General features: G+C 68.8%; 20 protein-coding genes, 1 tRNA gene and 2 pseudogenes. 9 read left to right on the top strand and 14 right to left on the bottom strand.

Going from position 1 to position 25521, the window contains the following annotated elements:
- Positions 1–160 precede the first annotated feature (160 nt).
- The gene (locus OG943_RS33685; protein ID WP_328604959.1) at positions 161–670 is read left to right on the top strand and encodes a nucleoside-diphosphate kinase; all 510 of its coding nucleotides are present in this window, start codon (positions 161–163) and stop codon (positions 668–670) included.
- A 391-nt stretch (positions 671–1061) separates the two neighbouring features.
- Here OG943_RS33685 and OG943_RS33690 read toward each other — a convergent pair whose 3' ends face one another.
- The 3 genes from OG943_RS33690 to OG943_RS33700 all read right to left on the bottom strand — a co-directional run bounded on the left by OG943_RS33690 (position 1062) and on the right by OG943_RS33700 (position 2703).
- Positions 1062–1478 carry an NUDIX hydrolase gene (locus tag OG943_RS33690; RefSeq protein WP_328604960.1) on the bottom strand — a complete coding sequence of 139 codons (417 nt, stop codon included), beginning with the start codon at positions 1476–1478 and terminating at the stop codon, positions 1062–1064.
- Positions 1475–2140, bottom strand: coding sequence for an NUDIX hydrolase (locus tag OG943_RS33695; RefSeq protein WP_328604961.1), 666 nt, complete (start codon positions 2138–2140; stop codon positions 1475–1477). Before OG943_RS33695 ends, OG943_RS33690 begins: the two co-directional genes overlap by 4 nt.
- A gap of 137 nt (positions 2141–2277) precedes the next feature.
- Entirely contained in the window at positions 2278–2703 is a 426-nt protein-coding gene (locus OG943_RS33700; protein ID WP_328604962.1) for a helix-turn-helix domain-containing protein, read from the bottom strand.
- Between the two features lie 166 nt (positions 2704–2869).
- Between OG943_RS33700 and OG943_RS33705 the strand changes: the two genes are divergently transcribed.
- The 5 genes and pseudogenes from OG943_RS33705 (at position 2870) to OG943_RS33725 (ending at position 6869) form a co-directional block, all read left to right on the top strand.
- Entirely contained in the window at positions 2870–3145 is a 276-nt protein-coding gene (locus tag OG943_RS33705) for a helix-turn-helix domain-containing protein (RefSeq protein ID WP_328604963.1), read from the top strand.
- Entirely contained in the window at positions 3139–3486 is a 348-nt protein-coding gene (locus OG943_RS33710; RefSeq protein ID WP_328604964.1) for a WhiB family transcriptional regulator, read from the top strand. Before OG943_RS33705 ends, OG943_RS33710 begins: the two co-directional genes overlap by 7 nt.
- Positions 3483–3815 carry a hypothetical protein gene (locus OG943_RS33715; protein ID WP_328604965.1) on the top strand — a complete coding sequence of 111 codons (333 nt, stop codon included), beginning with the start codon at positions 3483–3485 and terminating at the stop codon, positions 3813–3815. Before OG943_RS33710 ends, OG943_RS33715 begins: the two co-directional genes overlap by 4 nt.
- Positions 3812–4669 carry a hypothetical protein gene (locus OG943_RS33720; protein ID WP_328604966.1) on the top strand — a complete coding sequence of 286 codons (858 nt, stop codon included), beginning with the start codon at positions 3812–3814 and terminating at the stop codon, positions 4667–4669. The genes OG943_RS33715 and OG943_RS33720 overlap by 4 nt, the downstream gene beginning before the upstream one ends.
- Positions 4659–6869 (top strand): annotated as a pseudogene (locus OG943_RS33725) (FtsK/SpoIIIE domain-containing protein). The gene OG943_RS33720 and the pseudogene OG943_RS33725 overlap by 11 nt, the downstream one beginning before the upstream one ends.
- Positions 6870–7001: 132 nt before the next feature.
- On the opposite strand, the gene OG943_RS48510 reads toward OG943_RS33725, so the two are convergent.
- The gene (locus OG943_RS48510) at positions 7002–7379 is read right to left on the bottom strand and encodes a transcriptional regulator (RefSeq protein WP_442874604.1); all 378 of its coding nucleotides are present in this window, start codon (positions 7377–7379) and stop codon (positions 7002–7004) included.
- Between the two features lie 791 nt (positions 7380–8170).
- Between OG943_RS48510 and OG943_RS33735 the strand changes: the two genes are divergently transcribed.
- Complete coding sequence (locus OG943_RS33735) at positions 8171–8860, top strand: NUDIX hydrolase (protein WP_328604968.1); 690 nt, start codon at positions 8171–8173, stop codon at positions 8858–8860.
- A gap of 4 nt (positions 8861–8864) precedes the next feature.
- Here OG943_RS33735 and OG943_RS33740 read toward each other — a convergent pair whose 3' ends face one another.
- Complete coding sequence (locus tag OG943_RS33740; RefSeq protein WP_328604969.1) at positions 8865–10460, bottom strand: tyrosine-type recombinase/integrase; 1596 nt, start codon at positions 10458–10460, stop codon at positions 8865–8867.
- Positions 10461–10543: 83 nt separating this feature from the next.
- Positions 10544–10617 (bottom strand) — tRNA-Thr (locus OG943_RS33745).
- Positions 10618–10755: 138 nt separating this feature from the next.
- Here OG943_RS33745 and OG943_RS33750 point away from each other — a divergent pair.
- Positions 10756–12456 carry a hypothetical protein gene (locus tag OG943_RS33750; RefSeq protein ID WP_328604970.1) on the top strand — a complete coding sequence of 567 codons (1701 nt, stop codon included), beginning with the start codon at positions 10756–10758 and terminating at the stop codon, positions 12454–12456.
- A gap of 72 nt (positions 12457–12528) precedes the next feature.
- On the opposite strand, the gene OG943_RS33755 is transcribed toward OG943_RS33750, so the two are convergent.
- The 6 genes from OG943_RS33755 to topA all read right to left on the bottom strand — a co-directional run bounded on the left by OG943_RS33755 (position 12529) and on the right by topA (position 22661).
- Positions 12529–13728, bottom strand: coding sequence for a DNA polymerase III subunit delta' (locus tag OG943_RS33755; RefSeq protein WP_328604971.1), 1200 nt, complete (start codon positions 13726–13728; stop codon positions 12529–12531).
- The gene (locus OG943_RS33760) at positions 13725–15905 is read right to left on the bottom strand and encodes a bifunctional MFS transporter/dTMP kinase (RefSeq protein WP_328604972.1); all 2181 of its coding nucleotides are present in this window, start codon (positions 15903–15905) and stop codon (positions 13725–13727) included. Before OG943_RS33760 ends, OG943_RS33755 begins: the two co-directional genes overlap by 4 nt.
- Before the next feature lie 146 nt (positions 15906–16051).
- Positions 16052–16654 (bottom strand): hypothetical protein, encoded by a 603-nt coding sequence (locus OG943_RS33765; protein ID WP_328604973.1) that lies wholly within the window; start codon positions 16652–16654, stop codon positions 16052–16054.
- A gap of 962 nt (positions 16655–17616) precedes the next feature.
- The gene (locus tag OG943_RS33770) at positions 17617–18486 is read right to left on the bottom strand and encodes an ESX secretion-associated protein EspG (protein ID WP_328604974.1); all 870 of its coding nucleotides are present in this window, start codon (positions 18484–18486) and stop codon (positions 17617–17619) included.
- A gap of 64 nt (positions 18487–18550) precedes the next feature.
- On the bottom strand, positions 18551–19675 hold the full coding sequence (locus OG943_RS33775) for an MFS transporter (RefSeq protein ID WP_328604975.1): 1125 nt from the start codon (positions 19673–19675) through the stop codon (positions 18551–18553).
- A 106-nt stretch (positions 19676–19781) separates the two neighbouring features.
- Positions 19782–22661, bottom strand: coding sequence for a type I DNA topoisomerase (gene topA / locus OG943_RS33780; protein ID WP_328604976.1), 2880 nt, complete (start codon positions 22659–22661; stop codon positions 19782–19784).
- Between the two features lie 315 nt (positions 22662–22976).
- On the opposite strand from topA, the gene OG943_RS33785 reads away from it, so the two are divergent.
- On the top strand, positions 22977–23792 hold the full coding sequence (locus OG943_RS33785) for a S1 family peptidase (protein ID WP_328604977.1): 816 nt from the start codon (positions 22977–22979) through the stop codon (positions 23790–23792).
- 431 nt (positions 23793–24223) lie between these two features.
- On the opposite strand, the pseudogene OG943_RS33790 reads toward OG943_RS33785, so the two are convergent.
- Together OG943_RS33790 and OG943_RS33795 are read right to left on the bottom strand one after the other, a co-directional pair.
- Positions 24224–24826 (bottom strand): annotated as a pseudogene (locus tag OG943_RS33790) (hypothetical protein); the annotation flags it as partial.
- 71 nt (positions 24827–24897) lie between these two features.
- Positions 24898–25485, bottom strand: coding sequence for a hypothetical protein (locus OG943_RS33795; protein ID WP_328604978.1), 588 nt, complete (start codon positions 25483–25485; stop codon positions 24898–24900).
- Between the last annotated feature and the right edge of the window lie 36 nt (positions 25486–25521).

Raw genomic sequence — 25521 nt, forward strand, 5'->3', positions numbered from 1 at the left:
AATCTGAGTACCGGAATTGCCGCTCGCGATCTTGGAAATGTCTTCCCGCACAGCGGCCATTGCATTTGCGGGATGCCAGCGCACCGCCGCCTATCCGGAAGACCTTCGCACAGCGAGTAGGTTACGATCCGTGCACTACCAACGACGAAAGGAAGTAGCCATGACTGACTCGTCAGACCTTGGCGTTGAGCGGTCCCTGGTCCTACTCAAACCGGACACCCTTGTTCGCGGGCTGGCGGGCCGTATTCTCGCGCGCTTCGAGGAGGCCGCGCTCAAGATCGTCGGTGTCAAGATGAGGCAGATGGACGCGGAGTTCACTCGCAAACACTACTTCGACCTTGAAGAGCGCGCCGGAGCAGAGGTCTATAATTGCACTGCTCAGTTCATGCAGTCCGGACCGGTGATCGCGCTCGCGCTCGAAGGTGTCGACGCGGTAGCAAAGGTTCGGAAGATCATTGGTGGCACCTTTCCGAGCGACGCGGCGCCGGGCACTATCCGAGGCGACTACGCGCACCAGACGAAGGCGTCCTCCGAAGTGAGCGGCAAGGCAGTGATGAACCTCGTGCATGCGTCGGGAAATTCTGAAGAAGCAAAGTACGAAGTAGGGCTTTGGTTCGATGCGGCCGAGCAGTTTGATTACGAAACACTCGCCGAAAAACTCGCCTACTAAGGTCCTAAATGACCGAAAGTGCCGCACGCCGAGTCTCAATTGACGAGCTCCAGAAAATGTTTACTGCGGAAAAGAAAATAGATAAGCGAGCCGCGGCGGAAACCGCGTACGCCTTGGCATTCCGGTACCGCGACGAGGATGTTCATGATGCGCGCCGATTCGACCTCGCACGAGAATGGGCTCGCAGGGCGATCACGTTACTCGATGAATTGCCCGCGAATTCTCCATCTGACGTCGCCAGTACCCGTGTTTCTGTCGGTGGGGTCCCGATCCCGGGTCTGCTCCACTCTGGAGTAGTCCGCGAGCGGCTTGGAGACGTGCTGTACTAAGTCCACCGTCGGAGCGGCCCGCCAAGCTGGAAATCCAGTCGCGGGCCGCTCAGTCGGTTCGCTTAGTTGGACAAGTTCTCATTCAGGTACTCCTGAACTGGCCCGTAGAATGGATACGGAACATAATCGGTCAGCGTCGCGCTGTCTGACCAGGCGAATTCTGCAAGCTCGTCGTCGTCAACCACGGAGGCAGTTCCGCCGGCGACCTGGCAAGCCACATAGATCATGGTCCGCCCAGTGTTCGGGTGGACACGCTCACCAAGGATCGCATCGTCCTTGACCTCAAGGCCGGTCTCCTCTCGCGTTTCCCGAACCGCAGCTTCGTTCGCGGACTCGCCATCCTCGATCTCTCCGCCCGGGAACTGCCACGACAAGCTGCCTTCCTTCACCCGGCGGCGCACGAGAAGTACCTGACCCTCATGCACGATGACGGCGGACGCGATCGACTTTTCTTTGTCGGCTGACGCGTTTTCAGTCATTCCGACACCTCCAAGGCTTCCAATATGGGCGGAAAAATCTGCTCCGCCGGGATAAACTTCACCAACTTGGTCTTTTCAACCCAGGCAACGTTAACATTCTCCAGGACATCCATGTTTTGCGCCTCCCCGGTCAAGTACTCGCACAGCAGGTACTCCGCCTGTACGTGTGTAATCGGGTGAAGCCGCTCGCCGAGCTTGCGAGTCACAGCGCAATGCACGCCGGTTTCACCAAGGGTCTCCCGGATGGCCACGGTTTCCGCCGCATGCCCGGGCTTCACCATCCCTGCCGGGAACTGCCACGAGATGCCATCGCCGTTCTCATCGCGCCGACACACGATGAGGACTCTCGACCCATCGGTTACGACGGCGATTGCGACCCGCAGAGCCTGGACCGGCCCGCCGCCCGCCGCAGGCCTCTGTGGCTCGTCGCTCTGCTCAGTCAGCCGCTTGAATCGCGCCTTGCCTGGACCTGACGCCCGGTCGAAGGCGGTGTCCAGCAGTTCTTGCATCTCCTGCCTTGGCGTGACGTCCGGCTTGGTATGCCACGAGGCAACTGTTCGCACCGCGATGCCCAGATGCTTCGCGAAGGCCTCATTGCTCATACGGAGAGAAGCCTGCAGAGCGGTCGCCGTCCGTCCGGTCCACTCGCTCACGAAATCCACGCGCGGCACCCCCAGACGCCGCGGGGTGCACTGCTGGTGCACTGGTGATGCACCGTGATTGCACTGGTCATGCATCGTTTGCGACGACGGTCCGGCGTTGACTGAGGTGCATGAAAACAAGTCATCCGAGCCCCCAGTCAGCGGCGCTGTTCCCGGCCATTCGAGATGGAGCCGAGCACAGTTTCAACACTCGCGCTGATCTCGTCCAGACGCTCGTTCACTGTGCCCAGATCACGGAGCCGGTCCGTAATTTCGCGCAACTGGTGTTCGATGACCGCAAGTCGGCCGGGGATGTCGTCATCCCCGCGCGGCGTCGGCTCCCCTACCTCCGGTGGTCGGCGACCCGCAAGCACCGCCGCCAAGTAGCCGGCATGCAGGTCGAGCGCGACGGACAGAGCTTCAAGCGTGCGGTCACTGCGTCGCCGCTGCGCCGTGTTGTGCTGGATTTCGCGAACCGTGGCCTTGGAGACTTGCGAGCGCGCAATGAACTCGCGCTGGCTGAGACCGAGTTCGGCCATGCGCTGATTGATCGCTCTTGCGACTGCCACCCAGTCTTCCGACACGTATCCCTCCGCGCTCCGCCTCGACGCCGAGACTAGCGCGGCTCGCGATTCCGCGGCCCACTCTCCGCGCCCGCGCGGACACATTCGGCCTTGTTGCGCCTTCGAGGGATCAAATCATCCCAAAATTCTGGATTAAATAAGTCTTTCGATCAAAGGGTCTTCTCTCATGGATACCAATCAGAACGTCGGACCGACGTTCTACACAGTCGGGGAAGTGGCGCGCATCCTGCGCGTCAACCCGGTGACGCTCTACCGAGCCATCCGGGACGACGCTTTCCCCGCAGTCCGCATTCGCACCCGTTATGTCGTGCCCGCGGCCGCCCTGAACGAACTGATTGCCGAGGTCACGGCTTCGGGTGGCTGCATTGATCTCGCCGAGCTGATCGCCAAGCGCCGAATGGAGCGCGAGGCCGACCTCACCGCAGGGGGTGCGTCGTGGTGAACCGGGACAGCTTCAAGGAGATTGCTGCTTATCTGGATCGGTACGCCGTCGTGCCGGATGGCGTACTGGCCGAGGTGGTGACGCGGGACGGCTTGTGTTTCTGGGCGTTCGACCGCTCGGAGATGCCGGAGCTGTCCGGCGAGGACGCCCCGGACCGGGAGTTGGCCGCTCGGCTGTGCGCCGGGTGCCCGGTCATGAGTGAGTGCCTGGAACTCGAACTGCGGTCTGCCGGTGCAGACACAGTCGGAGTCTGGGGCGCCCTGCCCGAGTCCGACCGGCGGGCCGTCTACCAGGCCTGGCGGGAGCGTCGGGCCGGTCGCGGACGAGGTGAGCGGCGATGACGGTCAACCTGACGCCGACTCAAATCCTCGCGGGGATCGGCATCTTGCTCGCCTTATTCGTAGTGTGGCGGTTCGGAGCACGCAAGGCGCGCCGAGCAGCCGACGCGGCTCGCGCTTCGGCAAGAGCCGTGTCGCTGATCGGACGCGTCCTGTTCACGGGAGCCGCGTTCACGGGCGTTCAGTGGCTGGTGATCATGCATCCCGGAAACCCGACGCTGCTGCTCGTCGTGCTCGGCGTGCCGGACCTGATCGCCGCTCACGTGCTCACCCGGGCTCTAACGGTCACGTCGATGGACACCACCAAGCACCACGGTGGTGGTCGGCGATGACGGAGCCTGCGAAGGAACTCCGAGGGTTGGAAGGGGTGGCTACCTCCGGGCGGCCACCCGCCCCGACCCGCGCACAGCGGCTTGCCACCGAGGCAGCCGACGCGGCGGAGGTACGCCGGTGGCAGGACCACCCGGACGTGGTCGCACTGCGAGTCGAGCGTGTCCGGTCTCAGGTGGACCGGCTGTGCTGGGCCGGGATCGTGCTCGGGCTGGCGTTCACGATGGCCAATGTGCAGTGGTTCGCCGCTGCCGGATCGGTGCCGTGGTCTCTGCCATGGCTGGCCGCATGGCTGCTCGACCCGACGGTGTCACTCGTGCTGCTGGCGATCCTGCGCGCCGAGCAGATGACCGCGCGGTACCAGGTCCACACGGGCCGGTGGGTTCGCACGGCAAAGTGGTTGGCGCTCGGGGCTACGTACGCCATGAACACGTGGGCATCGTTCGCTGCCGGTTCGCTGTCCGGGGTCGTGCTGCACTCGGTGCCGCCGCTGATCGTGTTCGCCGCCGCCGAGGCGATCACGGATCTCCGGGACAAGCTCACCGAGGCCGTGAAGGTGGCGTTTACGGACGCGGCCGACCACACCGAACCGGCGGTGGAGCGGCCGGAGGTTCACGAGCCAACGTCATCCCCGGTGCGTCACGAGCCGCGCCGGACGACGAGTGCTCGACGCAAGTTGTTCGCTGATTACCTCGCCGACGCGCGGGCCGCTTGGTCGGCCGGCGTCGTCATCACACCGGCGTGGATTCGCGAGGTCACGGGCTGTTCGCGCGGCCTGTCGTCTCGGCTCGCCGGCGCGCTCACGGCGGAACTCAAGGCCACAACCCCGGAAGGGGGCGCAAGTCATGAACTCTGACGAGAACGTCGTCGTGAACACGACGGCCGAGTCCGTGAACAGCGCCGCGCTCCTCACACATACCGGTTCCGACGCGGTCGAGCACGTAGGGCCGGTCCTGGACGGTGAGCTGATCGACGACACGTTGCCACAACCGCGCCGCCGGACCATACGACGCCGGTTCGTGCGGTGGTGGCAGCACTCGCCCCGGGTGCCGCTGTGGCTGAAGAGCAAGCCACAAGCGGTTCAAGCCGCAAAGGACGCGGTCGTGGCAGCGTTGCGGGCGCCATGGCGCTACCTCGATGCTGTGATCCGCGGTGGGTGGTCGGAGTCCGGTGGTGGCGGCAGTGGGTTCGCGTGGCCGACTACCGCACGGCAGCCGAGGAATCGGAGAAACTGGCCGACAAGTTCACGGAGATTCGTGAACTCACCTTGTTCCGTTGGAAAGTGACCGGCGTCGTGCTCGCCGTCGTCGCACTGGTGGTCGCGGTGGTGGACCTCGTGTACGGCACCGATCCACTGTGGATTGCCGGAGCCGTCACGTCAGTGGCACTGGCGATCCTCGGACGGAGGAAGGACGGAAGTCCTGGCCGGAAACCCGCACTTGCCGGTCCCCGGACGCTGACCTGGACCATGGACCCGCAAGTCCTGGTGGACGCGTTCCGGGACGCGAAGCTGATCGGCAAAGACGAGTCCCTGCGACTGGTCGAACGGGCCGCACGGGTCGGCGACGGGTGGGCGGTCGCGGTCGATCTCCCGGCGACCCGCAAAGCCGCCGACGTCGTGAAGAACCGGGACGCCCTCGCCTCCGCGCTCGCAGTGGATGAAGTTCAGCTCATTGTGGAACGGGTCCGGGGTAACGGTGGCTATGCCGGGCGGGTGTCGATGTGGGTGGCCGACGAGGACCCCTATGGCAAGCCGCCCGTGCGGACACCGCTGCTCGGGGTGTCCCGATGGGACGCGTGGCGGCCAGTGCCGTTCGGCCGGGATGCCCGAGACCGGCGGATTGATCTGCCTCTCGTGTGGACGTCGCTACTCGTGGGAGCGATCCCCAGGCAGGGCAAGACGTTCGCCGTCCGCCTCGCGTCCGCCGGCCTGATCCTGGACGCGTGGGTCCGGCTCTACGTGGCGGACTTCAAGGCGGGAAAGGACTGGGATGCCGCCGCGCAGGTGGCACACCGGTTCATGTCCGGAGACGAGCCCGAACACATCCTGACCCTCGTGGACTGGCTCGTCGAGTTGGTGAGCGAGGTCCAGGGCAGGTTCCGGCGGATGCGAGACCTGGACGACCTGACGTGCCCGGAGTCGAAGGTCACACCGGAGATGTCCCGCGACTCCACGTTGAACATGCCGATCACAGCGGTGTTCATCGATGAGGTTCAGGTTCCGTTGGAGGATCGGACACCTGTTGTGGTGCAGGGGAAGAAAGTCCCGGCAGGTGAGTACGTGGGCGAACTGCTGACGTGGCTGGCCAAAAAGGGGCCAGCAGCAGGGATCGTGCTCGTGCTGGCCACCCAACGGCCGGACTCGAAGACCATCCCGTCCGGGCTCCGGGTGGTACTCGGGTCCAGGTTCGCGCTGCGGGTGATGGACTGGCGCGACTCGAACATCGTGCTCGGCGAGCAGATGAACACGCGCGGGTTCGATTCGTCCCGGCTGCTTCCCTCGCACAAAGGTGTCAGCATCCTCCGCCCGGACGGAGACACTGCCGCCGGGGCAGACGTCCTTGCAACCACGGTCCGGACCTACTACATGCCGAACGAGGATTGGCAAGCCATCTGTCAGCAAGGCCGGGCCCTGCGGGAAGCGGCCGGAACGCTCACTGGGCATGCGGCCGGTCAGGACACCCGACCCGCACTCGACCACGCCGCCGTCGCGCGCCATCGGGTCCGGCAGCACGGAATCGGCCACGGTGGCGGCTGAGCGGATCGAGCTGCCCGAACCGCTGGCGGCCGTCGTCGAGTACCTAGGCGATGACCTCGACGAGGGCAGGCGGGAGTTCGTGCCGACCGCCGAACTGGTCGAGGCACTTGAGGTCGAGCCGACCGCGTTCGGGCGGCAGATGGGCGACTGCGGGTGCCGCTCCGAGCGGTTCCGGGTGCCCGGCGACGACGGCCGAACAAAGCAAGTACGCGGTTACGCGACGGCTGAAATCCGGGCCGCCGTGGATGCGGTTGCAGCGGGAACGTTGGACCCCGGAGACCGGGAGGACGACCCGTAACCCGTCTCAAGTACCCGTCACGCCGTCTCAGGCGGTGTGACGGGTACAAACCCCCGTCGACCAGGGGATACAACACGTGGGACGGGTGAGACGGGTTCAGCGGAACCCGTCTCACCCGTCCCAAACCCGCCCTCAGCGGCCAGGTTCACGACCTGGCTGAGGCCGGGGACAGTTGGTCGACGTTCGGGGCCGAGGGGTACCACTGCCGCCGACCAACTTGGTCACCTTGGACAAGACGATCTGCAGTGCCGCGAGGTGCGCGGCGAGGCGATCGCTGCCAGTCGAAGTCAGGCGCCACGTCGTACGCGCACCATCACGCTTCCGCTCCACGTACCTCGCTCGATGAAGTGGAGCGAGCCGACTCGACAACAGGTCCGGCCTCATCCCCAACACATCGCGGATCTCACCGGACTTGTGCCACCGTTTGTCTGCCAGTGCCACCGCGATGAGAAGCCGATCCGGATGAGTAAGCCACCTGTCCAGATCACCGAACCGAGAGCTATCGGCCACCGTTGGCGCTCCGGTCGATCAGCTCAGGGTCGGTCGGAGTTCGACGCAAGCATGACTCGCACGGCATCCCCCGTAGCCCGTCGAGCAGCTCAAGCTGACCCGGGCCGAACGCCGACCCGCACAACGCGGTCAACTGCTCGGGCGTCGCGTTCTCCGGCGACACCTCGAAGACGTGCACCACCCGGCGCGTCTCACCGACAGTGCCCGGCAACGGACGCGCCAGAAGAAGTCGCACTGTCACTGGACGCCCCGCAGTCCGTGATCTCCGGCGGGAACGGGTGCGATCGAGGCGCTCCCCGCTCCCGTCGGAACCTTGGTCCGGCCGACACTGGCCGGAGTACACGGGCGCGCGAACAGCCGCCGCCACAGACCGGGCCTGCTATGCCGATGCTTCGGTGCCCGATCAGCCACGCCCTTCACAGAGGCGTGCGCGGCCAGGAACGAATGACACCGAATACACGGCGCACCCGGCGCACACAGAGCCGACATGACGTTCACGACGTGGCCGCACACCGCCCCGTACCGGCCCTGTCGCGCCCGCATCCCGGTCAAGAACTGTTCGTCGGTGACAGCGTGGTCGCGCCCGTCGACGGCGCACCGGTACCAGCTCAGGTACAACCCGGCGACCTTCCCCGGCCGTTCGTAGCTCACCCGCAAGCCTTCCATTCTGGGCCTAAATAATCCTTCATGAGAGAATGAAATAAGTCTCTGGTTGGTGCGGGTCACAGACCAGGACAGGCACAGGACTTGCAGGCGCCACACGGACGACTCGGGAGCGGAGATGGGGGAACATGGACGACGACCAGCCGGCACCGCGGACACTGCTCGAACAACTGATCTGGGAGCGGCGGCAGACCTTCGAGGAATTCGCCGAGTTCGCCGAGAAGTTCGCTCGCGAGCACGATGAGCCGGGCACGCTCAGCGTTCGACATCTCGGCCGACTCGTCGCCGGTGCTCACCCGGATGGAAGGCCGCTCGGCGCGGTCCGCCCGGCTACTGCCCGCCTCCTGGAACGCATTTTCGGCTTGAGCATTGACGAACTGCTTGCGCCGCTCGACCGGCCAACCGCGATGGCGTTTCAGCCCTTGCGAGTCGCAGTGGCCGTGGTTGTCCGGGGCTCCGAAGTGCTGATCGTCTGCCGTCGCGCTGAGGACGCAGGCGGCATTTCATGGCAGTTTCCCGCCGGAGTGGTGAAGCCGGGCGGACGTCCGGCCGTGGTGGCGGTCCGCGAGACGCTGGCCGAAACGGATGTCCATTGCGTCGTGACGCGCAAGCTCGGCACCCGGCTGCATCCGACGACCGGAGTGCTCTGCGAGTACGTCCTATGCGACTACGTGGCGGGGGAAGCACGCAATGTCGACGTCGTCGAGAACGTCGCGGCGATCTGGGTGGACCGGGCCGACCTCAAGCGGTTCGTTCCGGCCGCGCAGGTCTACGGGCCGGTTCTCCGCGCGCTCGACGCGGCGAACGCCGGTTCGTAGCGAGCTACTTCCGCTTCCGGCGTGCCGTGTCGAGCCCGACCACCTTGGCAGGCTCATCGTCGGCGTGGGGATCGGCGACCACGGCTCGCTTGCCACGGCTCACGCTGACGAGCCCGGCGGCCCTGAGTTGGGCTATCGCGCGCTGAGCGGTCCCAAAGGACACCGAGTAGCGCGTGGCCAAGTCGACGACGGTGGGGAGCTGCTGACCGGGCACAAGCACGCCGGACACGATGGCGCCGCGAAGATCCTGCGCGATGCGCTGGTACGGGCTCGCTTCTTCGGGAGCCACTTCGGGCTTGACCGGGGCGAGCTTCCCGCTCTGGCTGAGTGCGGCAGGCAACTCCGGCAAGTGTCCGGCGAGCGTTCCCGCCGCGCGCTGGTCCGTTTCGGCAACCCACGCGCTGTAGACCCGAAGGGTCGTCGTCCCGCCGCCACCGTGGCCAAGCCGTCCGGCGACTGTCCGGACGTCGACACCAGCCGTGATCAGCTCGGTTGCCGAGTAGTGCCGGAGCTGGTGAATGTTCATGTCCCAGCCGAGACGGGCGCACATCCGGGCGTAGCGCTGGCTCACCGAGTCCGGCTTAAGCCACTCGCTACCGTCCGGCTTCAATGAGAAGACGCGCGCCTTACCAGGCATTTCGTCGAGTCCGGCGAGTTCGGCACGCTCTTCGCGGTACGACCGGAGCAGCGCGGTCGTCTGAGCGTCAAGCGTGATCCGCCGTTGCTGGTGGGTCTTGGTCTCCTTCTCCCACGTCTTGCGGCCCTTCTGGGCGATGCTGGTTCGAATGGTCACCACGGCTTCGGACTTGCCGAATTCGAAGCGGTCCCACGCCAGCGCGCACAACTCGCCGCGTCGGGCGCCAGTGGTGAAGGCGAGCCAGACCAACATGCCCCAGTCGACATCACGCCACGCCTCGTTGGCGATCTTCGCGGCCTGTTCGGTCGTGGGTGGCTTCGGGTTCGAGCGCGCCGCCGGGAGCGGGTCAGCAAGGTCGAAGTGGTTCGTCCCGAGCCACTTCCAACGCACTGCGCGTTTACCGGCGCCGGACAGGATTGCCTGAATCTTGCGGAGGGAGCCGTCACCGAGTCCCTTGCACTTGTGCGGACCACAGCGGTCGTCGCATTCGTGCGGCCGGGCCGTCCGATGCTGGATGAACTTCTCACCCCGGCAGTGCGCGCGGCACGTACGGAGCTGCTTGTAGAACGAGTCCAGAACTTCGCCATCGATCCGGCCGACCTGGATCTCTCCGAGCAACGGACGAATGTGGTTCCGGGCCAGCGACTCATAGCCGTCGAGGGTGTTCGACTCGACCTTCAACAACTCGAAGTGCTTCGCGAGGAGCTGGTTCACGGTCGCACGCGTCTTGGGGGCGCGGCGCTCGTCGAGCTGGTTGAGCTGGTTGAGGAGCTTCGTCCGGACCTTCTCAGCCTCAGCCGCCGCATGAGGTCCGGCCGGGACCACCTCGGTCAGGTGGTATTCCTTCTTCGTCACCGGATCGATACCGGCGTAGACCTTCACCCTGAGTGACCCACTGGGCAGCGTCTCGACCTTGCCGCGAACACGACGTTTGCGCTGCTGAGGCTTCGAAGAGGTGGCCATGGGCCGAATTTTACGCCCGTCCGGGCCACGTTTCGGGCCATGCGGAGGCTCCGGAGAGTGCCGGAACCTCCGCTGACCTGCGGAGCCGCCTAGGGGAATCGAACCCCTGACCTATTCATTACGAGTGAATCGCTCTGGCCGACTGAGCTAAGGCGGCATGTCGCGTGGCTCGCGCCGTGCGACGTCGACAAGTGTAGCGGAGGCGCATCGCGTCACCTTGCGGGGGCGGGGTCGTTAGGGTCCTATGACCCCGGTCTCACTTCGCGATCGGCCTACCACCTGGAGGACTCGGCATATGCGGCGAAGACTGCCCCGCGCGGTGGCCCTTCCGGCGGCCGTGGCGTTGCTGATGCTCACCGCGGGCCCGGCGGGAGCGCAGGAGATCCCGACGACGCCGATCCCGCAGCCGGGCAACCCGACGCAGCCCCCGGCGTCGGCGCCGACCGGGCCGCAGCCGCTCGGGCACGCGGTCGGCGACGCGGGCACGGCGCTCGGCGTCCTCCGGCTCCTGCCCAACGCGGTCACCACCCAGACGATCCTGCCCGGCTTCGGGCAGACGCTGCCCAAGCAGTCGGCGTTCGAGGCCGGCATGGGCCTGTCCAGCGCGTCGGCGAACTCGGAGTCGTACCTGAGCTATGAGCGGTCGGTCGCGCAGGCGTCGCCGTTCGGGATCGCGGTCGGCGGCCAGGCACCGCAGACGCCGGGCAGCATCGTGCAGACGGCGCTGCCCGACAACCCGAAGGAGACCAGCGGCGGCATCAACGCGCCGTCGAACCCGCTGCTCAACATCGGCCTGCTGAACGGCACCGCGCACGCCCGCTGGAGCGACACCCTGGGCCCGTGCGTCGACACGATCGCCGACGCGAGCACGTCGGTCGCGAACCTCTCGCTGCTGAACGTGATCCCGTCGCTGCCGCAGATCCCGCTGCTCGGCAACGGCGGCCTGAAGCTGCCGCAGGACACGAAGCTCGCGCAGGGCTTCGATCCGACCAGCGGCCTGCAGAGCCTCGGCGGCCTGCTCACCGGCGGCGGCCAGACCGCGGCCGGCGGCGCGGGCTCCCTGCTGAGCCTGCCGAACACGCTGTCCTCGCGCTCGCAGGTGCGGCTCGTCGACCTGCCGGGGTCGAAGAACAAGGCCGTGGAGTCGACGTCGACGCTGCAGGCCGCGGACATCGACATCCTCAAGGGCACACCGCTGGAGCTGAGCATCAAGGTCGCCAGCCAGCCGACGCTGAAGGTGACCTCGACCGGCGACGAGAAGACGTCGAAGGTCGACTACACCGCGCCCGTGCTGACCATCGAGGCCGCGGGCAAGACGCTGTACACGCTCGACGCGGCGCACCCGACCAAGGACATCCCGATCGGGCTGCCGCTGGCCGGGCTGAGCGACCAGTTCGGCGCACTGAACAACATCCCGGTGGTCGGCGGCCTGGTGTCCACGGTGACCAAGGGCATCCAGCAGGTCGGCACCACCGCCGGCACCGTGCTGGACCTGGGCGTGCTGCGGCTGAGCATCGCGGGCCTCGAGCAGAAGGGCGCGGAGGCGACCACGCCGTTCAAGGGCTACCAGCTGGGCGCCTCGGCGCGGCTGTTCGACCTGCAGGTGCTGCCGACGAAGAACCTGAAGGACCTGCTCCCGGCCGGTGCCGGGGACAACCTGCCGTCTTCGCTCGCGCAGCTCTCGCTGGGCGAGACGATCGCGCGCGCCTACGCCCCGACCGGCGGCGTGGTCTGCGGCAGCACCACTCCCGCCCCGCCGGCGGGCGGCGCGCAGCCTGCGGGCCCGACGAAGAACCTGGCGTACACCGGCGCGTACGACACGGTCCCGCTGTTCTGGGCCGGCACAGCGATGCTGCTGATGGGAGTCGTGATGGTGGCGGCGTTCCCGAGCCGTCGCCGGCTGCCGGGCATGCTGACGCTCCACCCGGCCCCTGGCACCAGTCCCGAGCCGGACGAGCCGAAGCCGTTCAAGCCGTCACCGCGGCCACGCGAGTGAGCTGAATTCTCTCCAAGACGTCGAACGGCCCGTGCGCTCGCACGGGCCGTTCGACGTTGGTGCGTCTCGGTTTCAGCCTTGGCGGAGCGTGGTCACCATGGCCTCGACGGCGATGCGCGGCTTGACGTTCAGCCCGATCGCCTCGCGGCACTCCAGGACGGCTTCCAGCCGGCGAAGCGTCGACTCCGGCGTCCACGCCGAGGCGGCGGACTCGATCTCCGACGCGTGGTCCGGGTGGTTCAGGGTCGCGCCCGAGCGCGCGGTGGTGACGAGGACGTCGCGGTAGAAGGCGGCCAGGTCGACCAGCGAGAGGTCCAGGGTGTCGCGCTGGGTCCGGGTGGAACGGGACTTCTGGCGCTTCTCCAGCTGCTTCACGGCGGCCTCGGCGGCGCGCTTGGCGCCCCCGACGCCCTTGCCGATGCCGTCACCGCCCATCGCGGTACGCAGCTCGGAGCGCTCGGACTCGTCGCGGACCTTGCTCTCCTCGCCCGCGTCCGCCTCCGCGGCGCTGATCAGCTGGTCGGCACAGGTGAAGACGTCGCTCGGCCGTCGCAGGCCCAGCGGGATGCGCAGCACGGTGGCGCGACGCTGGCGCGTGGCCTCGTCCGTGGCGAGCCGGCGCGCACGCCCGACATGGCCGCCGCACACCGAAGCCGCCCAGTGCGCGCGGTCCGCTTCGAGGCCGTCGCGGGCCATCAGGACCTGCGCGATCGCCTCGGGCGGCGGGGTCCGCAGCGGCACCAGCCGGCACCGGGAGCGGATCGTCACCGACACGTCCTCCGGGTGGTCCGACGGCGCGCACAGCAGGAACACGGTCCGTTCCGGCGGCTCTTCGACGGCCTTCAACAACGCGTTCGACGCGCCTTCGGTGAGCCGGTCGGCGTCCTCGATGACCACGACCTGCCAGTCCCCTGTGGACGGTCGTCGCGCGGCCGCCTGGACCAGCGCGCGCATCTCCGCGACCGAGATCGACAGGCCCTCCGGCGCGACGAGCCGGACGTCGGCGTGGGTGCCCGCCATCGTCGTGCGGCAGCCGGGGCAGGCGCCACAACCGGTGCCGGTGCTGCACTGCAGCGCCGCGGCGAACGTCCGCGCCGCGACCGAGCGGCCCGAGCCCGGCGGCCCGGTGAGCAGCCACGCGTGGGTCATCGCCCCGGGCGCGACGGGCTCGCCCGCCACGATCTTCGCCGCCGCCCTGGCGGCCGACGACAGCGTCTCCATCGCCGGCTCCTGGCCGACGAGTTCCGTCCAGACGCCGATCGGCGTGCTCACTTCGCCTCCACTTCGGACGCTTCCGGCACCCGCTCGGACACCGCGGCGTCCACCTCGACGACGTCCGCCGTGGCCTCCGCCTCGATGGGCTCGGCGGATTCAGCGGCTTGGTCGGCTTCAGCAGCTTCAGCGGCTTCGACGGGCTCGGTCGGGGCCAGCCCGGAGAGCCGGCCGACGAACACCGCGCGCACGGCCGTGCGGACGCGCTCGGCCACCTCGTCGTCGGTGCCGTCGGCGTCGACGACCACGTAACGGTCCGGGTCGGCCGCGGCCATCTCGGCGAGCAGGTGCTGGACCCGCCACTGGTCGTTCAGCGAGGCCTGCGAACTGCCCGGCTCGCGCGCGCCGGGGTCGGCGTCGAGCAGCACGGTGAGGTCCGGCCGCAACTTGCCCGTCGCCCAGTCGGCCAGGCCCTCCAGGTCATCGCTGTCCAGCCCGGCGACGGCCGAAAGCTGCGCGAGCGGCGAGTCGACAAACCGCTCCATCACGACCACGGAGCCCGCGGCCAGCGCCGGCTGGATCTCGCGTTCCACCAGATCGGCACGGACGGCAGCGGCGACAAGGGCTTTCGCCCGCGCGCTGGAGAGCGAAGCGTTCGACACGAGCGACGCGAACCGATCGCCGTCGAGCGCCGGGTCGGCGGCCAGCACCACCGGGCGCGTGCCCGTGCCGAGCCAGCGCGAAAGCCGCGAAGCCTGGCTGGCGGTGTTGATGGCCGTGGTGCCTTCGAGGGCGATGAGGAAACCGTTGACGCGGCGTGGGCTGCGGCGCAGCGCGTTGCGCACGTCGGCGAGAATCTTCTCGGTGCGGCGGTCGTCCATCTGCCGGTAGGCGATGATGCCGAGGAGCACGGCCAGCACGCCGCCGCCGATCATCACCGGGCGCGTGCCGTCGACGGTGACGGGGCTGCCCCAGACGTTGACCGTCCGCGGCTGCACGAGCCCGATCAGCAGCGGCGCCGCGATCGTGGAGCCGAACAGGACGATCTTGAGCATCGACTGGTAGATCGCGTTGATCCGGCCGCGGATGGCGTCCTCGACCCGTGAGCCGATGATCGTCACGCCGGTGAGGAACGCGGTGCCGGCCCAGATCCCGACCGACGCCACGGCGATCAGCGAGACCGCCAGGTGCGGCGACAGGGCCACGACCACCAGCGACAACCCGGCCGCGATGATCGAGATGCCGAACAGCCGGTCGTGGGCCAGCCGTCGCGCGAGCTTCGGCGCGACGGCCATGCCGGTCGCCAGGCCGAGGAACACGGCGAGCACCAGCAGGTTGAACGCCGCGTCGCCCGCGAGCAGGGAGGAGGAGTACGGCTTGGCGGAGCCGATCACCGCCCCGCCGGCCGCGAACGCGCCGAACGCGCCGATCAGCAACCCGCGCACCAGTGGGGTGCTGCGGACGAACTTGGCTCCGTCGCGGACCATCGCGCCGAAGCCGAACTTCTCCTCGTCCGCCTGTTTGACCTTCGGCTGGGCCACCGCGTGGACGTTGCGCAGCGAAAGCTCGGGGATCCGGGTCGCGATCAGGATGCCGCTGGTCAGGTACAGCAGGCCGGTGACGACCACGACCAGCTTGGCGATGTAGAGGTCCGCGGTCTGGCCGGGGAAGAGGTGGAACGTCGAGTTCACGCTGAGGATCAGCGCGTTGGCGCCGGCCGCGGTGATCACCGCGAGGCCGTAGGTCATCACCATGCCGAGCTGGTTGGCCGTCTCGACCTGGTCCGGCCGGCGCAGCAGGTTCGGCACCGCCGCGTCCTTCGACGGGATCCACATGATCGAGCAGCAGCCGACGAAGAAGTTGCCGACGAAGATCCACCACGGCGCCCCGACGATCGCGATCGACAGCAGGAAGCCGCAGCGCAGGAAGTCGCAGATCACCATGACCTTGCGCCGGTCGAACCGGTCGGCCAGCAGGCCGCCGAGCGGGGCGAACAGCAGGCCGGGCAGCAGGTTGGTGAGCACGACGCCGACGAACGCGAAGTTCTGCGCCGTGTAGTTGTTGAGCAGCTTGGTGCTCAGGCTGGTCAACGCCAGCAGGTTCAGCCAGTCGGCGGCGCTGCACAGGTAGGTGACGCCCCAGAGACGGCGGAATGGCCTGATCGCCAGCACCCGCCGGACCCGGTGGATCGTGGACGCCTCGGCGCCCGCCGACCCACCCGGATCGGCTCCGGGCACGGACCGTACGCCCTCGCTGATACGCCCACCCCACTCGTCACGGCGGCGCCGGGCGACCTATCGGATCCCCCGACCGTGTCGTCAGGGTAGACCGGTCGCCGATGCGGACACGGCACCGGCCCGGGTGTGCGGCGGTGGGCCGGAGGTCAGTCGAACAGCCCGACCACACTGCTGACCAGGCTCGACACCATGGTGATCGCGACGACTCCGAAGACGACGAGCAACAGGACGGCGATGACGACCCCCGCCGCGTTCGTCGACGGGCGCCCGAAGCTGGGCATGCCGATGGTGGGCAGCCCGCGCTTGCGCACCTGCCGTTCGGCAAGCTCCGCCTCGATGTCGTCGTCGGCGATCTCGGGCCGTGGCTTCTGCCGGGGCCGAGGCACCTTCTTCAGCAGCTCCGGCGCGCGGGTCGGCCAGGTCCGCTGCCGTGGCAGCAGGCCGAGCGGCACGCCGTCGGGCCGGATCCCCGCGGGCTGGACGGCCTCGGGGGTGCGGGGGCCCTGCTGGACGTCCTCCCGCAGCGCCTCCTCGACCATGCGCTTGACGACCTCGGGGTCGTGTTTGACCGGACGCGCGGTCGGCAGCCGGCCGGCTTCGTCCGCAGCCGTCGCCGGTGGCGGTTCGGCCGCCGTGACCAGCCCGGAAAGCGGATCGGCGAACCTCTCACCGACGACTGGGTCGCCGAGCGTGCCGTCACGCTCCGGATCGGGGGCATTGAAGAAAGGAGCCCCACCGCTCATGCTCATGGTGACCACCTCACTACGGAATGTCCTCGCCTTCCAGTGTCAACGACAGTACCGGTTCCCGCATCCGCCCAATGGCCGCAGAAAACCACCCGGCAGTGGCGCCCGCACGCCGACTTCCGTTGCAGTCTCCCAACCTGCGGCGCCCGGGGTCGACCGCCGGACGGGACCTTCGGGGCGTGAGTCCACTCACACAACGGTGACACAGGGTGACGACGCACTGGTCCAGTTTGGTCTTGCCCGCACCCGGCCAGAGCAACGCCGCCGGGTTTTGGGGGTTGATAGGTCGACGCGCCGCGCACGCCAGGATGGCTGTATGGGTTCGCCCGAATGCGTTTGACCAGCCCCTCTCCGACCCCGGTTGACTCCTTGGCTCGGGTTGGCGCCACAGCTCCAGCTCACCGCGAGGCTCCGGTTGGCTCCTTGGCTCGGGTTGACCCCGTGACTCCAGCTGCCCCCGTGACTCCAGCTGACCCCGCGACTCCGGTTGGCCCCTGGCTCGGGTTGGCGCCGCAGCTCCAGTTGACCCCGCGACGCCGGTTGATCCCCCCGGCCCGGGCTGGCCCAGCGACTCCAGCTCACCCCGCGAGTCCAGCCATCCCCACAGCTCTGACTGGCTCGGCGGTTCCAACCAGCCCCGCGACTCCCGCGGGTCTCCGCGGCTCCGGCGACCTCTGCGACTCCAGCCAGCCCAGTGACTCCGACTGGTCCCGCAGCTCCGACTGGCCCCACAGCTCTGGCTGGCCCCCTGGCTCCAGCCAGCCCCGCGGCTCCAGCCAGCTGCACACTCCCGCGTACAGGACTCCGGCTCCAGCTACCCCGCAACTCCAACGGGCCCCCGCGACTCCAGCTCCGACTTGCCCCTCGAAGCTCCGGCCACTTTCAGCGGATCCGGCGGCCAGATCACCCGCCGCGCTCAGCCAGTCATCACCGCCCCCGATACCCAGCCGAGCCCACCAGCCCCCTCAAGCATGGCTGCGCACCGCCTTCACGATCCAAGCCTCGGCGGTGCCGCGGGTGGCCGGGGTCCAGGTGATCACCCAGCCGCCGTCGGGGCGGGGGGCGGCGCTGAACTGGTAGCGGCCCAGGTCGTTGTCGACCAGGCCGAAGGCGCCGTGCGGGTATTCCGCCAGCACGGCGTCGCGGACGGCCAGGTCGACCAGGACGGTGCCGAGGCGGGGGCGGGCGACGGCCGAGCGGATCACGTCCAGGTCGCCCCAGGCCTGGTTCGGGATCAGGCCGCTGCCGTCGGTCTCGATGCGGACGGCGGGGCCCGGGCCGGGCGGGCGGTCCGGCAGGCCGTCGAAGACCCAGCCCGGCAGCGCACTCAGCAGGCCGGACCGCAGCCGCGCGCGACGGCCCAGCTTGCTCATCACCGTGGTGTAGTCCGCGTCGCCGAAGAAGCGGACCTCCCACGGCTCCGGGCGCGCCGGGAACACGCCGGTCACGACGCCGCGGATGAAACCGCCGCGCAGCACGCGGTACAGCCCGACCGCCTCGGGCGTCACCTGTCCCTCCGGCACCAGCCCGAGTGCGGCCATGCCGGCGACGAACCGCGTGTACTGCTCCACCTCCTCGGCCAGCCCCGCCCCGATCGCGGGCCCGAAGGACTGCCGCACCTCGTCGGCCAGGGTCATCTCCTCCGGCCCGTCCTCCTCCGACGCGGCCGGGTCCGGCTCCGGGCCAGGCACAAGCACTGGCGGGACCTTGAAGTGCGGGTCGTAGAACTCCATCACCGAGGGCCGCTCCGGCACTTCGGCGCGGAGCGGCGCGATGACCTCGTCGATGACGTCGAAGACGACGGGCGCTGAACTACTCACCCCTGCATTGAACACCCGAGCACCGACAATTTCTCGAACTTGTGTTCGAGTGTCGCCAGTCTTGCGCCGAACGGTCGCCTCAGCGGTCAGCCAGCTCGGATCGTTGAACAATCCGCATGGCCGGCGCGAGAAAGTACACGCTCACCAGCAGCGATCCGACGACGGCGAACGTCCAGTGCAGCCCGATGCCCCCGATCAGCCCGCCCATGAGCACCGGCCCGGCCAGGAACCCGAGGTACCCGCACGCGGCGACGGCGGCGATCGCCCGCCCCGGCGCGTCCGGCTGCTTGCGCCCGGCCGCGCTCCACGCCAGCGGCACGATCCCGGACACGCCCAGCCCGATGACGGCGAACCCCGCGACCCCGGCCCCCGGCACCGGGACGGCCACCACCAGCAGGAAGCCCGCCACCGTCACCGCCGCCGCGCACCGGACGAAGGGCACGGCCCCGAAGCGCTCCACGAGCCGGTCGGCCACCGTCCGCACGCCGATCATCGTGATCGAGAACGCGAAGTACCCCAGTGACGCGAAGGCGGCCGACGCGACGGTGACCTCGCGCAGGTACACGGCGCTCCAGTCGTTCACCGTGCCCTCGGCCAGGAAACCGCAGAACGCGATCACCCCGAGCGGGATCAACGCCTTGCCCGGCAACGCGAACGCCGCCTCGCCCTGGCCGCGGTCCGCGCCCGGCAGGAACCTCGTCGACGCCCACAGCAGAGTCAGCAGCAGCACCGTGCCGGCCGCGGTGAAGTGCGCCTGGACCGGCACGTGCCACGTCTCCATCAGCGCCCCGACGCCGGAGCCCGCCAGCCCGCCGACGTTCCAGAACGCGTGGAAGCCCGCGAAAATCGGCCGCCCGTACGCCTCTTCGACGCGCGCGGCGTGGGCGTTCATGGACACGTCGAGCAGGCTGTTGCCCACTCCCAGCACCGCCAGTGCCGCCACGAACAGCGGGAAGCCCGGCGCGAACGCGGCCAGCGGCAGCCCGGCGCACAGCACCGCCCCGCCGAAAACGACCCCGCGCCGGCTGCCGATCTTCGTCAGCAGCGGCCCGGCCGCCACCAGCGCGACCACGGAGCCCGCCGCGAGGCCGAACAACCCGACGGCCAGTTCGCCGGCGCTCAGCCCCAGCTTCGCCTGCACCGCGGGCACACGCGCGGCCCACGTCGCGAATCCCGCGCCGCACACCGCGAAGACCACCGACACCCCGGCGCGCGCACGCCGTGCGGAAGCTTGTCCCCCAGTCAAGATCCTGCCCCCAGACAAAAACGGGGCCACCCGGGCGAACCCGGGTGGCCCCGACGGAACCGTCCTACTTGGCCTTGGCGGTACTCGCCTTCTTGGCGGGCGCCTTCTTGGCCGCAGTCGACTTGGTCGCGGCCGACTTGGTGGCCGCCGACTTCGTCGCTGTCGACTTGGCCGCCGCGGGCTTTCGCGCCGGCGCCTTACGCTTCGGTGCCGGACCCTTCGCCCGCTTCTCCGCCAGCAGCTCGGCGCCGCGTTCGGCCGTCAGCTCGTCGATGCTGTCGGTCTTCCGCAGCGTCGCGTTGTACTCGCCGTCGGTCACGTACGGGCCGAAACGGCCGTCCTTGACCACCATCGGCTTACCCGACACCGGGTCGTCGCCGAGTTCCTTCAGCGGCGGCTTCGCGGTGGCAGAACGGCCACGCTGCTTCGGCTCCGCGTAGATCTTCAGCGCCTCGTCCAGCGTGATCGAGAACAGCTGGTCCTCAGTGGACAGTGAACGCGAGTCCGTGCCCTTCTTCAGGTACGGCCCGTAACGCCCGTTCTGCGCGGTGATCTCGTCACCCGACTCCGGGTCCTTGCCCACCACGCGCGGCAGCGAAAGCAGCTTCAGCGCGTCTTCGAGGGTCATGGAGTCGATCGCCATCGACTTGAACAGCGAGCCCGTACGCGGCTTCGGCTGCTTCGCCTTGGCGGCCTTCTTCTGCGCAGGCGTCGCGTCTTCGGGCAACGGCTCGCCCTCGGGCAGCAGCTCGGTGACGTACGGGCCGAAGCGGCCTTCCTTCGCCACGATCTCGTGCCCGCTCACCGGGTCGGTGCCCAGCACCCGGCCCTCCTGCGGCGTCGCGAACAGCTTCTCCGCGATCTCCGGGGTCAGCTCGTCCGGCGGCTGGTCCTCGGGCAGGTTCGCGCGCTGCGACTGACCGTCCACCTCACGCTCGAGGTACGGCCCGTAGCGCCCGACGCGGACGACGACCTTGTGCCCGTCGGCGTCGTTGAACAGCGGGATCGAGTTGATCTCGCGCGCGTCGATGTCCTCGACGCTGCCGTCGACCAGCTTCTTCAGCCCGCCGAGCCGGCCGATCGAGCCGTCGACGCCCATGTCGCCGCCGAAGTAGAACTTCGACAGCCACTGCGCGCGCTGCTCGTCGCCGTTGGCGATGCGGTCGAGCTCGTCCTCCATGCCGGCGGTGAAGTCGTAGTCCACCAGCCGTTCGAAGTGCCGCTCCATCAGGCCGATCACGGCGAACGCGACCCAGGACGGGACCAGCGCGGAGCCCTTCTTCCACACGTAGCCGCGGTCCTGGATGGTCTTGACGATCGACGCGTACGTCGACGGCCGCCCGATGCCCAGCTCTTCCATCTTGCTGATCAGGCTGGGCTCGGAGTAGCGCGCCGGCGGCGAAGTGGTGTGCCCGTCGGCCGACAGGTCGGCCGCGCTCAGGCCCTGGTCCTTGACCAGCACCGGCAGGCGGCTCTGCTTGTCGTCGGCCTCGCCGCCGGTCTCGGTGTCGACCGCCTCGACGTAGGCCTTCAGGAAGCCCGCGAAGGTGATCGTGCGGCCGGAAGCGGCGAACGTGCACTCCTCGCCGGAGGTCGCGGTGCCCACGATGCGCACCGACATCGTGGTGCCCTTCGCGTCCGTCATCTGCGACGCGATCGTGCGCTGCCAGACCATCTCGTACAGCCGGAACTCGTCGGAGTCCAGCTCGCTCGCCACCTGGCCGGGGGTGCGGAAGACCTCGCCCGACGGCCGGATCGCCTCGTGGGCCTCCTGCGCGTTCTTGACCTTGCGCGTGTACTGGCGCGGCGAAGGCGAGACGTACTCCTTGCCGTACAACTGCGTCGCCTGGCTGCGCGCCGCCGAGATCGCCGTCTCCGACAGCGTCGTCGAGTCGGTACGCATATAGGTGATGTAACCGTTCTCGTACAGCTTCTGCGCGACCCGCATCGTGCGCTCGGACGTGAACCGCAGCTTGCGGCCCGCCTCCTGCTGCAGCGTCGAGGTCATGAACGGCGCGTACGGCTTCCGCGTGTACGGCTTCTCCTCGACGCTGGAGACCTTGAAGTCCCGCTTGCTCAGCGCCTGGGCCAGCGCCTGGGCGTCGGCCTCGGCCAGCACGCGGATGTCGGCGGACGAGCCCTTGAGCTGGCCGGTCGAGTCGAAGTCGCGGCCGGTCGCCAGGCGCGCGCCGTCGACGGCGACGAGCCGGGCCGGGAAGTTCCGCGGCGAAGCCTCCTCGCCGGCATCCATGGTCGCCGAGATGTCCCAGTACGAAGCCGAGGTGAAGCGCATCCGCTCACGCTCACGCTCCACCACGATCCGGGTCGCCACCGACTGCACGCGGCCCGCCGAGAGCTTCGGCATGACCTTCTTCCACAGCACCGGCGAGACCTCGTAGCCGTAGAGGCGGTCGAGGATCCGGCGGGTCTCCTGCGCGTCGACGAGGTCGGCGTCCAGTTCCCGGGTGGCACCGGCGGCCGCCAGGATCGCCTGCTCGGTGACCTCGTGGAACACCATGCGGCGGACCGGCACCTTGGGCTTGAGCGTCTCGAGGAGGTGCCACGCGATGGCCTCGCCCTCGCGGTCGGGGTCCGTCGCGAGGTAGAGCTCGTCGACGTCCTTCAGCAGCCCCTTCAGCTCGGTGACCTTGGACTTCTTGTCCGGGGTGACCACGTAGAGCGCCTTGAAGCCGTTGTCGACGTCGACGCCGAGCCGCGCCCACGCCTCGCCCTTGTACTGGGCCGGGACGTCGGCGGCACCACGGGGCAGGTCGCGGATGTGCCCGACGGACGACTCGACGACGTAGTCACTCCCCAGGTATGGGGCGATCTTCCGGGCCTTCGTGGGCGACTCGACGATCACCAGCCGCCGACGCCCGGCGGAGTCCGACCCGGTGCCGTTCTTCTTGGTCCGTGCTGCCACGCTGCCCTGCTCTCCGCTCATCTCGGCGCCGCCGCCTCGGTGGCGACGACACCATCCCTACCCCTCGACGAGGGGTACTGCGCCCGCGTCTCGACCTGTCAGTGTGCACGCTCGGAAGAGCGCCACCACGGCTAGGTCGCCTGACACGCCGTTCGGTCCCTGCTCACCGGATCGTCGCTGACCTCGGTGATGTTTCCTTTCCAGACCTAGCACGTGATGTCCGACACGTGCCGCGCAGGGTATCGCGTAAGCACCTGGATACCCTCCGTTCGACGGTGGTGGGCCCGAGGTCGACAACGCTTCACTTACTACCTCCTCGAGCCGAAAGGAACCACCATGACCCGACGTCTCCTCGGCGGTGTGCTTGCCGCGATGGCCGTCTTCGCCCTGGTCACCGCACCTGAGGCGAGTGCCGCGACCACCACGTTCTCCGGCACGGTGGCCCTGTCCAACTGCTCCGGCTCGGTGGTCAAACCGGCCGGCACACCCGACACCGCGCCCGCTCTGGTGATGTCGAACGGGCACTGCCTGGAGTCCGGCTTCCCGGATCCCGGCGAAGTCATCACCGGCCAGGCCTCCACCCGCACTTTCGACCTACTGTCCTCCGACGGCCAGAGCTCGCTGGGCACCCTCAAGGCGAAGAAGATCATCTACGCCACGATGACCGACACCGACGTGTCGCTCTACCAGCTGAGCACGACCTACGCCCAGATCAAGCAGCAGTACGGCGTCTCACCGCTCGAGCTGGTCACGACGCACCCGACCGCGAGCACGCACATCGACGTGGTCTCGGGTTACTGGAAGAAGATCTACTCCTGCTCGATCGACGGGTTCGTGCACGAGCTGCACGAGAACGGCTGGGTCTGGAAGGACTCCATCCGCTACACGCCGGAGTGCAAGACCATCGGCGGCACCTCGGGCTCGCCGATCGTCGAGACCGCGACCGGCAAGGTCATCGGCATCAACAACACGGCGAACGAGGACGGCGAAAGCTGCACGCTGAACAACCCGTGCGAGGTCGACGAGTCCGGCAACGTCACCGTGCACCCCGACACCAAGTACGGCGAGGAGACCTACGGTATTCCCGCCTGCCTGAGCCCGGCGAACGAAATCGCGCTCGACCAGGCCGGCTGCACCCTGCCCAAGCCCTAGCCGGCCACCCCCAGCAAGTACTGAAGGGGACTCTCGTCGCTCTGGTCGCGACGCGGGTCCCCTTCGGCGCGTCCAGCGGCCCGGCCCCGGCGGGAGCCCTCGCCGCGCCGGGCCCGGCGGAGGTCGCTTTCAGCGGGCCCGCGTGAGCCGTTCTGGCCACCCTCGGTGCCGCGATCGCCGCTGTCCTCGGTCCCGCGACCACTCGCGCCGTCGCCTCGTACCCGGTCACTCTCGCCCTGTGCATCCGCGACCCGCACGCCATGGCCACCCGCGTCGACGCCACGACGGCCTTCTCCGGCCCCGCTGTCCTTCTCTCCACTCCCCTGGTCGCCGTCCGCAGCCCCGTCGCGCACAGCGTCCTCAGCGCAGTCCTCCGACGTCCTGAGGCCGCTTTCCCGGTCGGGACTCAGGTCAGGTTTCAGGTCGCGGCTGAGGTCGGGCCACGCCGCCTCGGCCCCGTCGGGCGGCTCGCCGATCAGCTCGACCAGGCTGTCCAGCCGGCGGCGGCCGTTCACGCGGACCGCGGGTGCCTCCGCCTTCGGCCCGAGCAGCCGGGCGTGGACGCCCAGCGGGGCCAGCGCCGCGAGCAGGCCCTCGTGCATGTGCGGCGCCAGCGGGTCGACGCCCAGCAGGTAGCCCGACGGCCCCTGCCGTCCGCTCGCCAGCGCCCACATCCGCAGCATCGCGCCGCTCAGGCGGAAGCCGTCCGGGACCGCCTTGCCCGAATCGTCCTCCGCCGGGCCGGTGCGGCCCGCCCGCAGCCACCGCAGCGCCAGCGGCAGGAGGTCGACGCGGAAGGACGTGCGCACCTGCGGACTGCCGCATTCGGCCACGGCGACCTGCGCGTCCGCGCCCCGGCGACGGCACTCCCGCGCCAGCACACGGGCGCGCCACGGCTCCTCGACCACCACCGACAGCCGTGCCGCCGTGCGCCCGAAGCCGGTGATCTGCCCCTGGCAGCACAACAGCCCGGCCAGGTCCGGGAGCCCCGGGCCGCTGGCCTCGGCCGAGAACAGCGAGATCGTCCGATCCACGCCGATCATGATAGAACACAAGTTCGATTGGACGCGAGGGTCGCGTGGCGGTTTTTCGCCGGAAGAGTGACTTACTGGGGAGCCGGCGGCACGACGAGCTGCTGGCAGCCGGGCGCGCGTTTGCCCGCCGCGCTCAGCTCCGGCGTCGCGTCGAGGGCCTTGAGCAGGTCGAGCTGCCCGACTTCGTCGAGTGTGCTGCGGGCGTCGCCGAGCGCGGCCCTGGTCGCGGCCGTGTCCCGCGCCGAATCGATCCGCTGCCGCACGTCGTCGGCGCGCTGCCGTACAGAGGCGAAGTCGTGTAACAACTCCCCGCGCGCCTGCTCGTCCCCGGCGAGCGGCGGCGGGCCGAGCCGGTCGAGCCCGGCCACGGTCTCGTCGATCCCGCCGACCACGGACGTGAGCAGCCGGCTGGACGTCAGGGACGCCTGCTGCGGCGAGGTGGGGTCGATGGTCGGCAGGTTCGAGAGCGTTCGCACGAGGTGCGTCACCGCTCCGCAGTAGCCGTCGGCCCATCTGGCGGCCGGGTCGATCTGGCTCGAGGTGTCCGCCTGGCCGCCCTGGCGCGCCTGCGGAGACACCGGCGGCTGCTGCCCGCAGCCGGCGAGGCCGATCCCGATACCCGTTGCCAGCGCGGCAAGAACGGTCAACCGCGGCCGCACCCGCACACCTCCTGCCAGTCGAACTCCCGGTTCCCC

It is taken from the genome of Amycolatopsis sp. NBC_00345 (assembly GCF_036116635.1).
In the GTDB taxonomy this organism is placed as follows: Bacteria; Actinomycetota; Actinomycetes; order Mycobacteriales; family Pseudonocardiaceae; genus Amycolatopsis.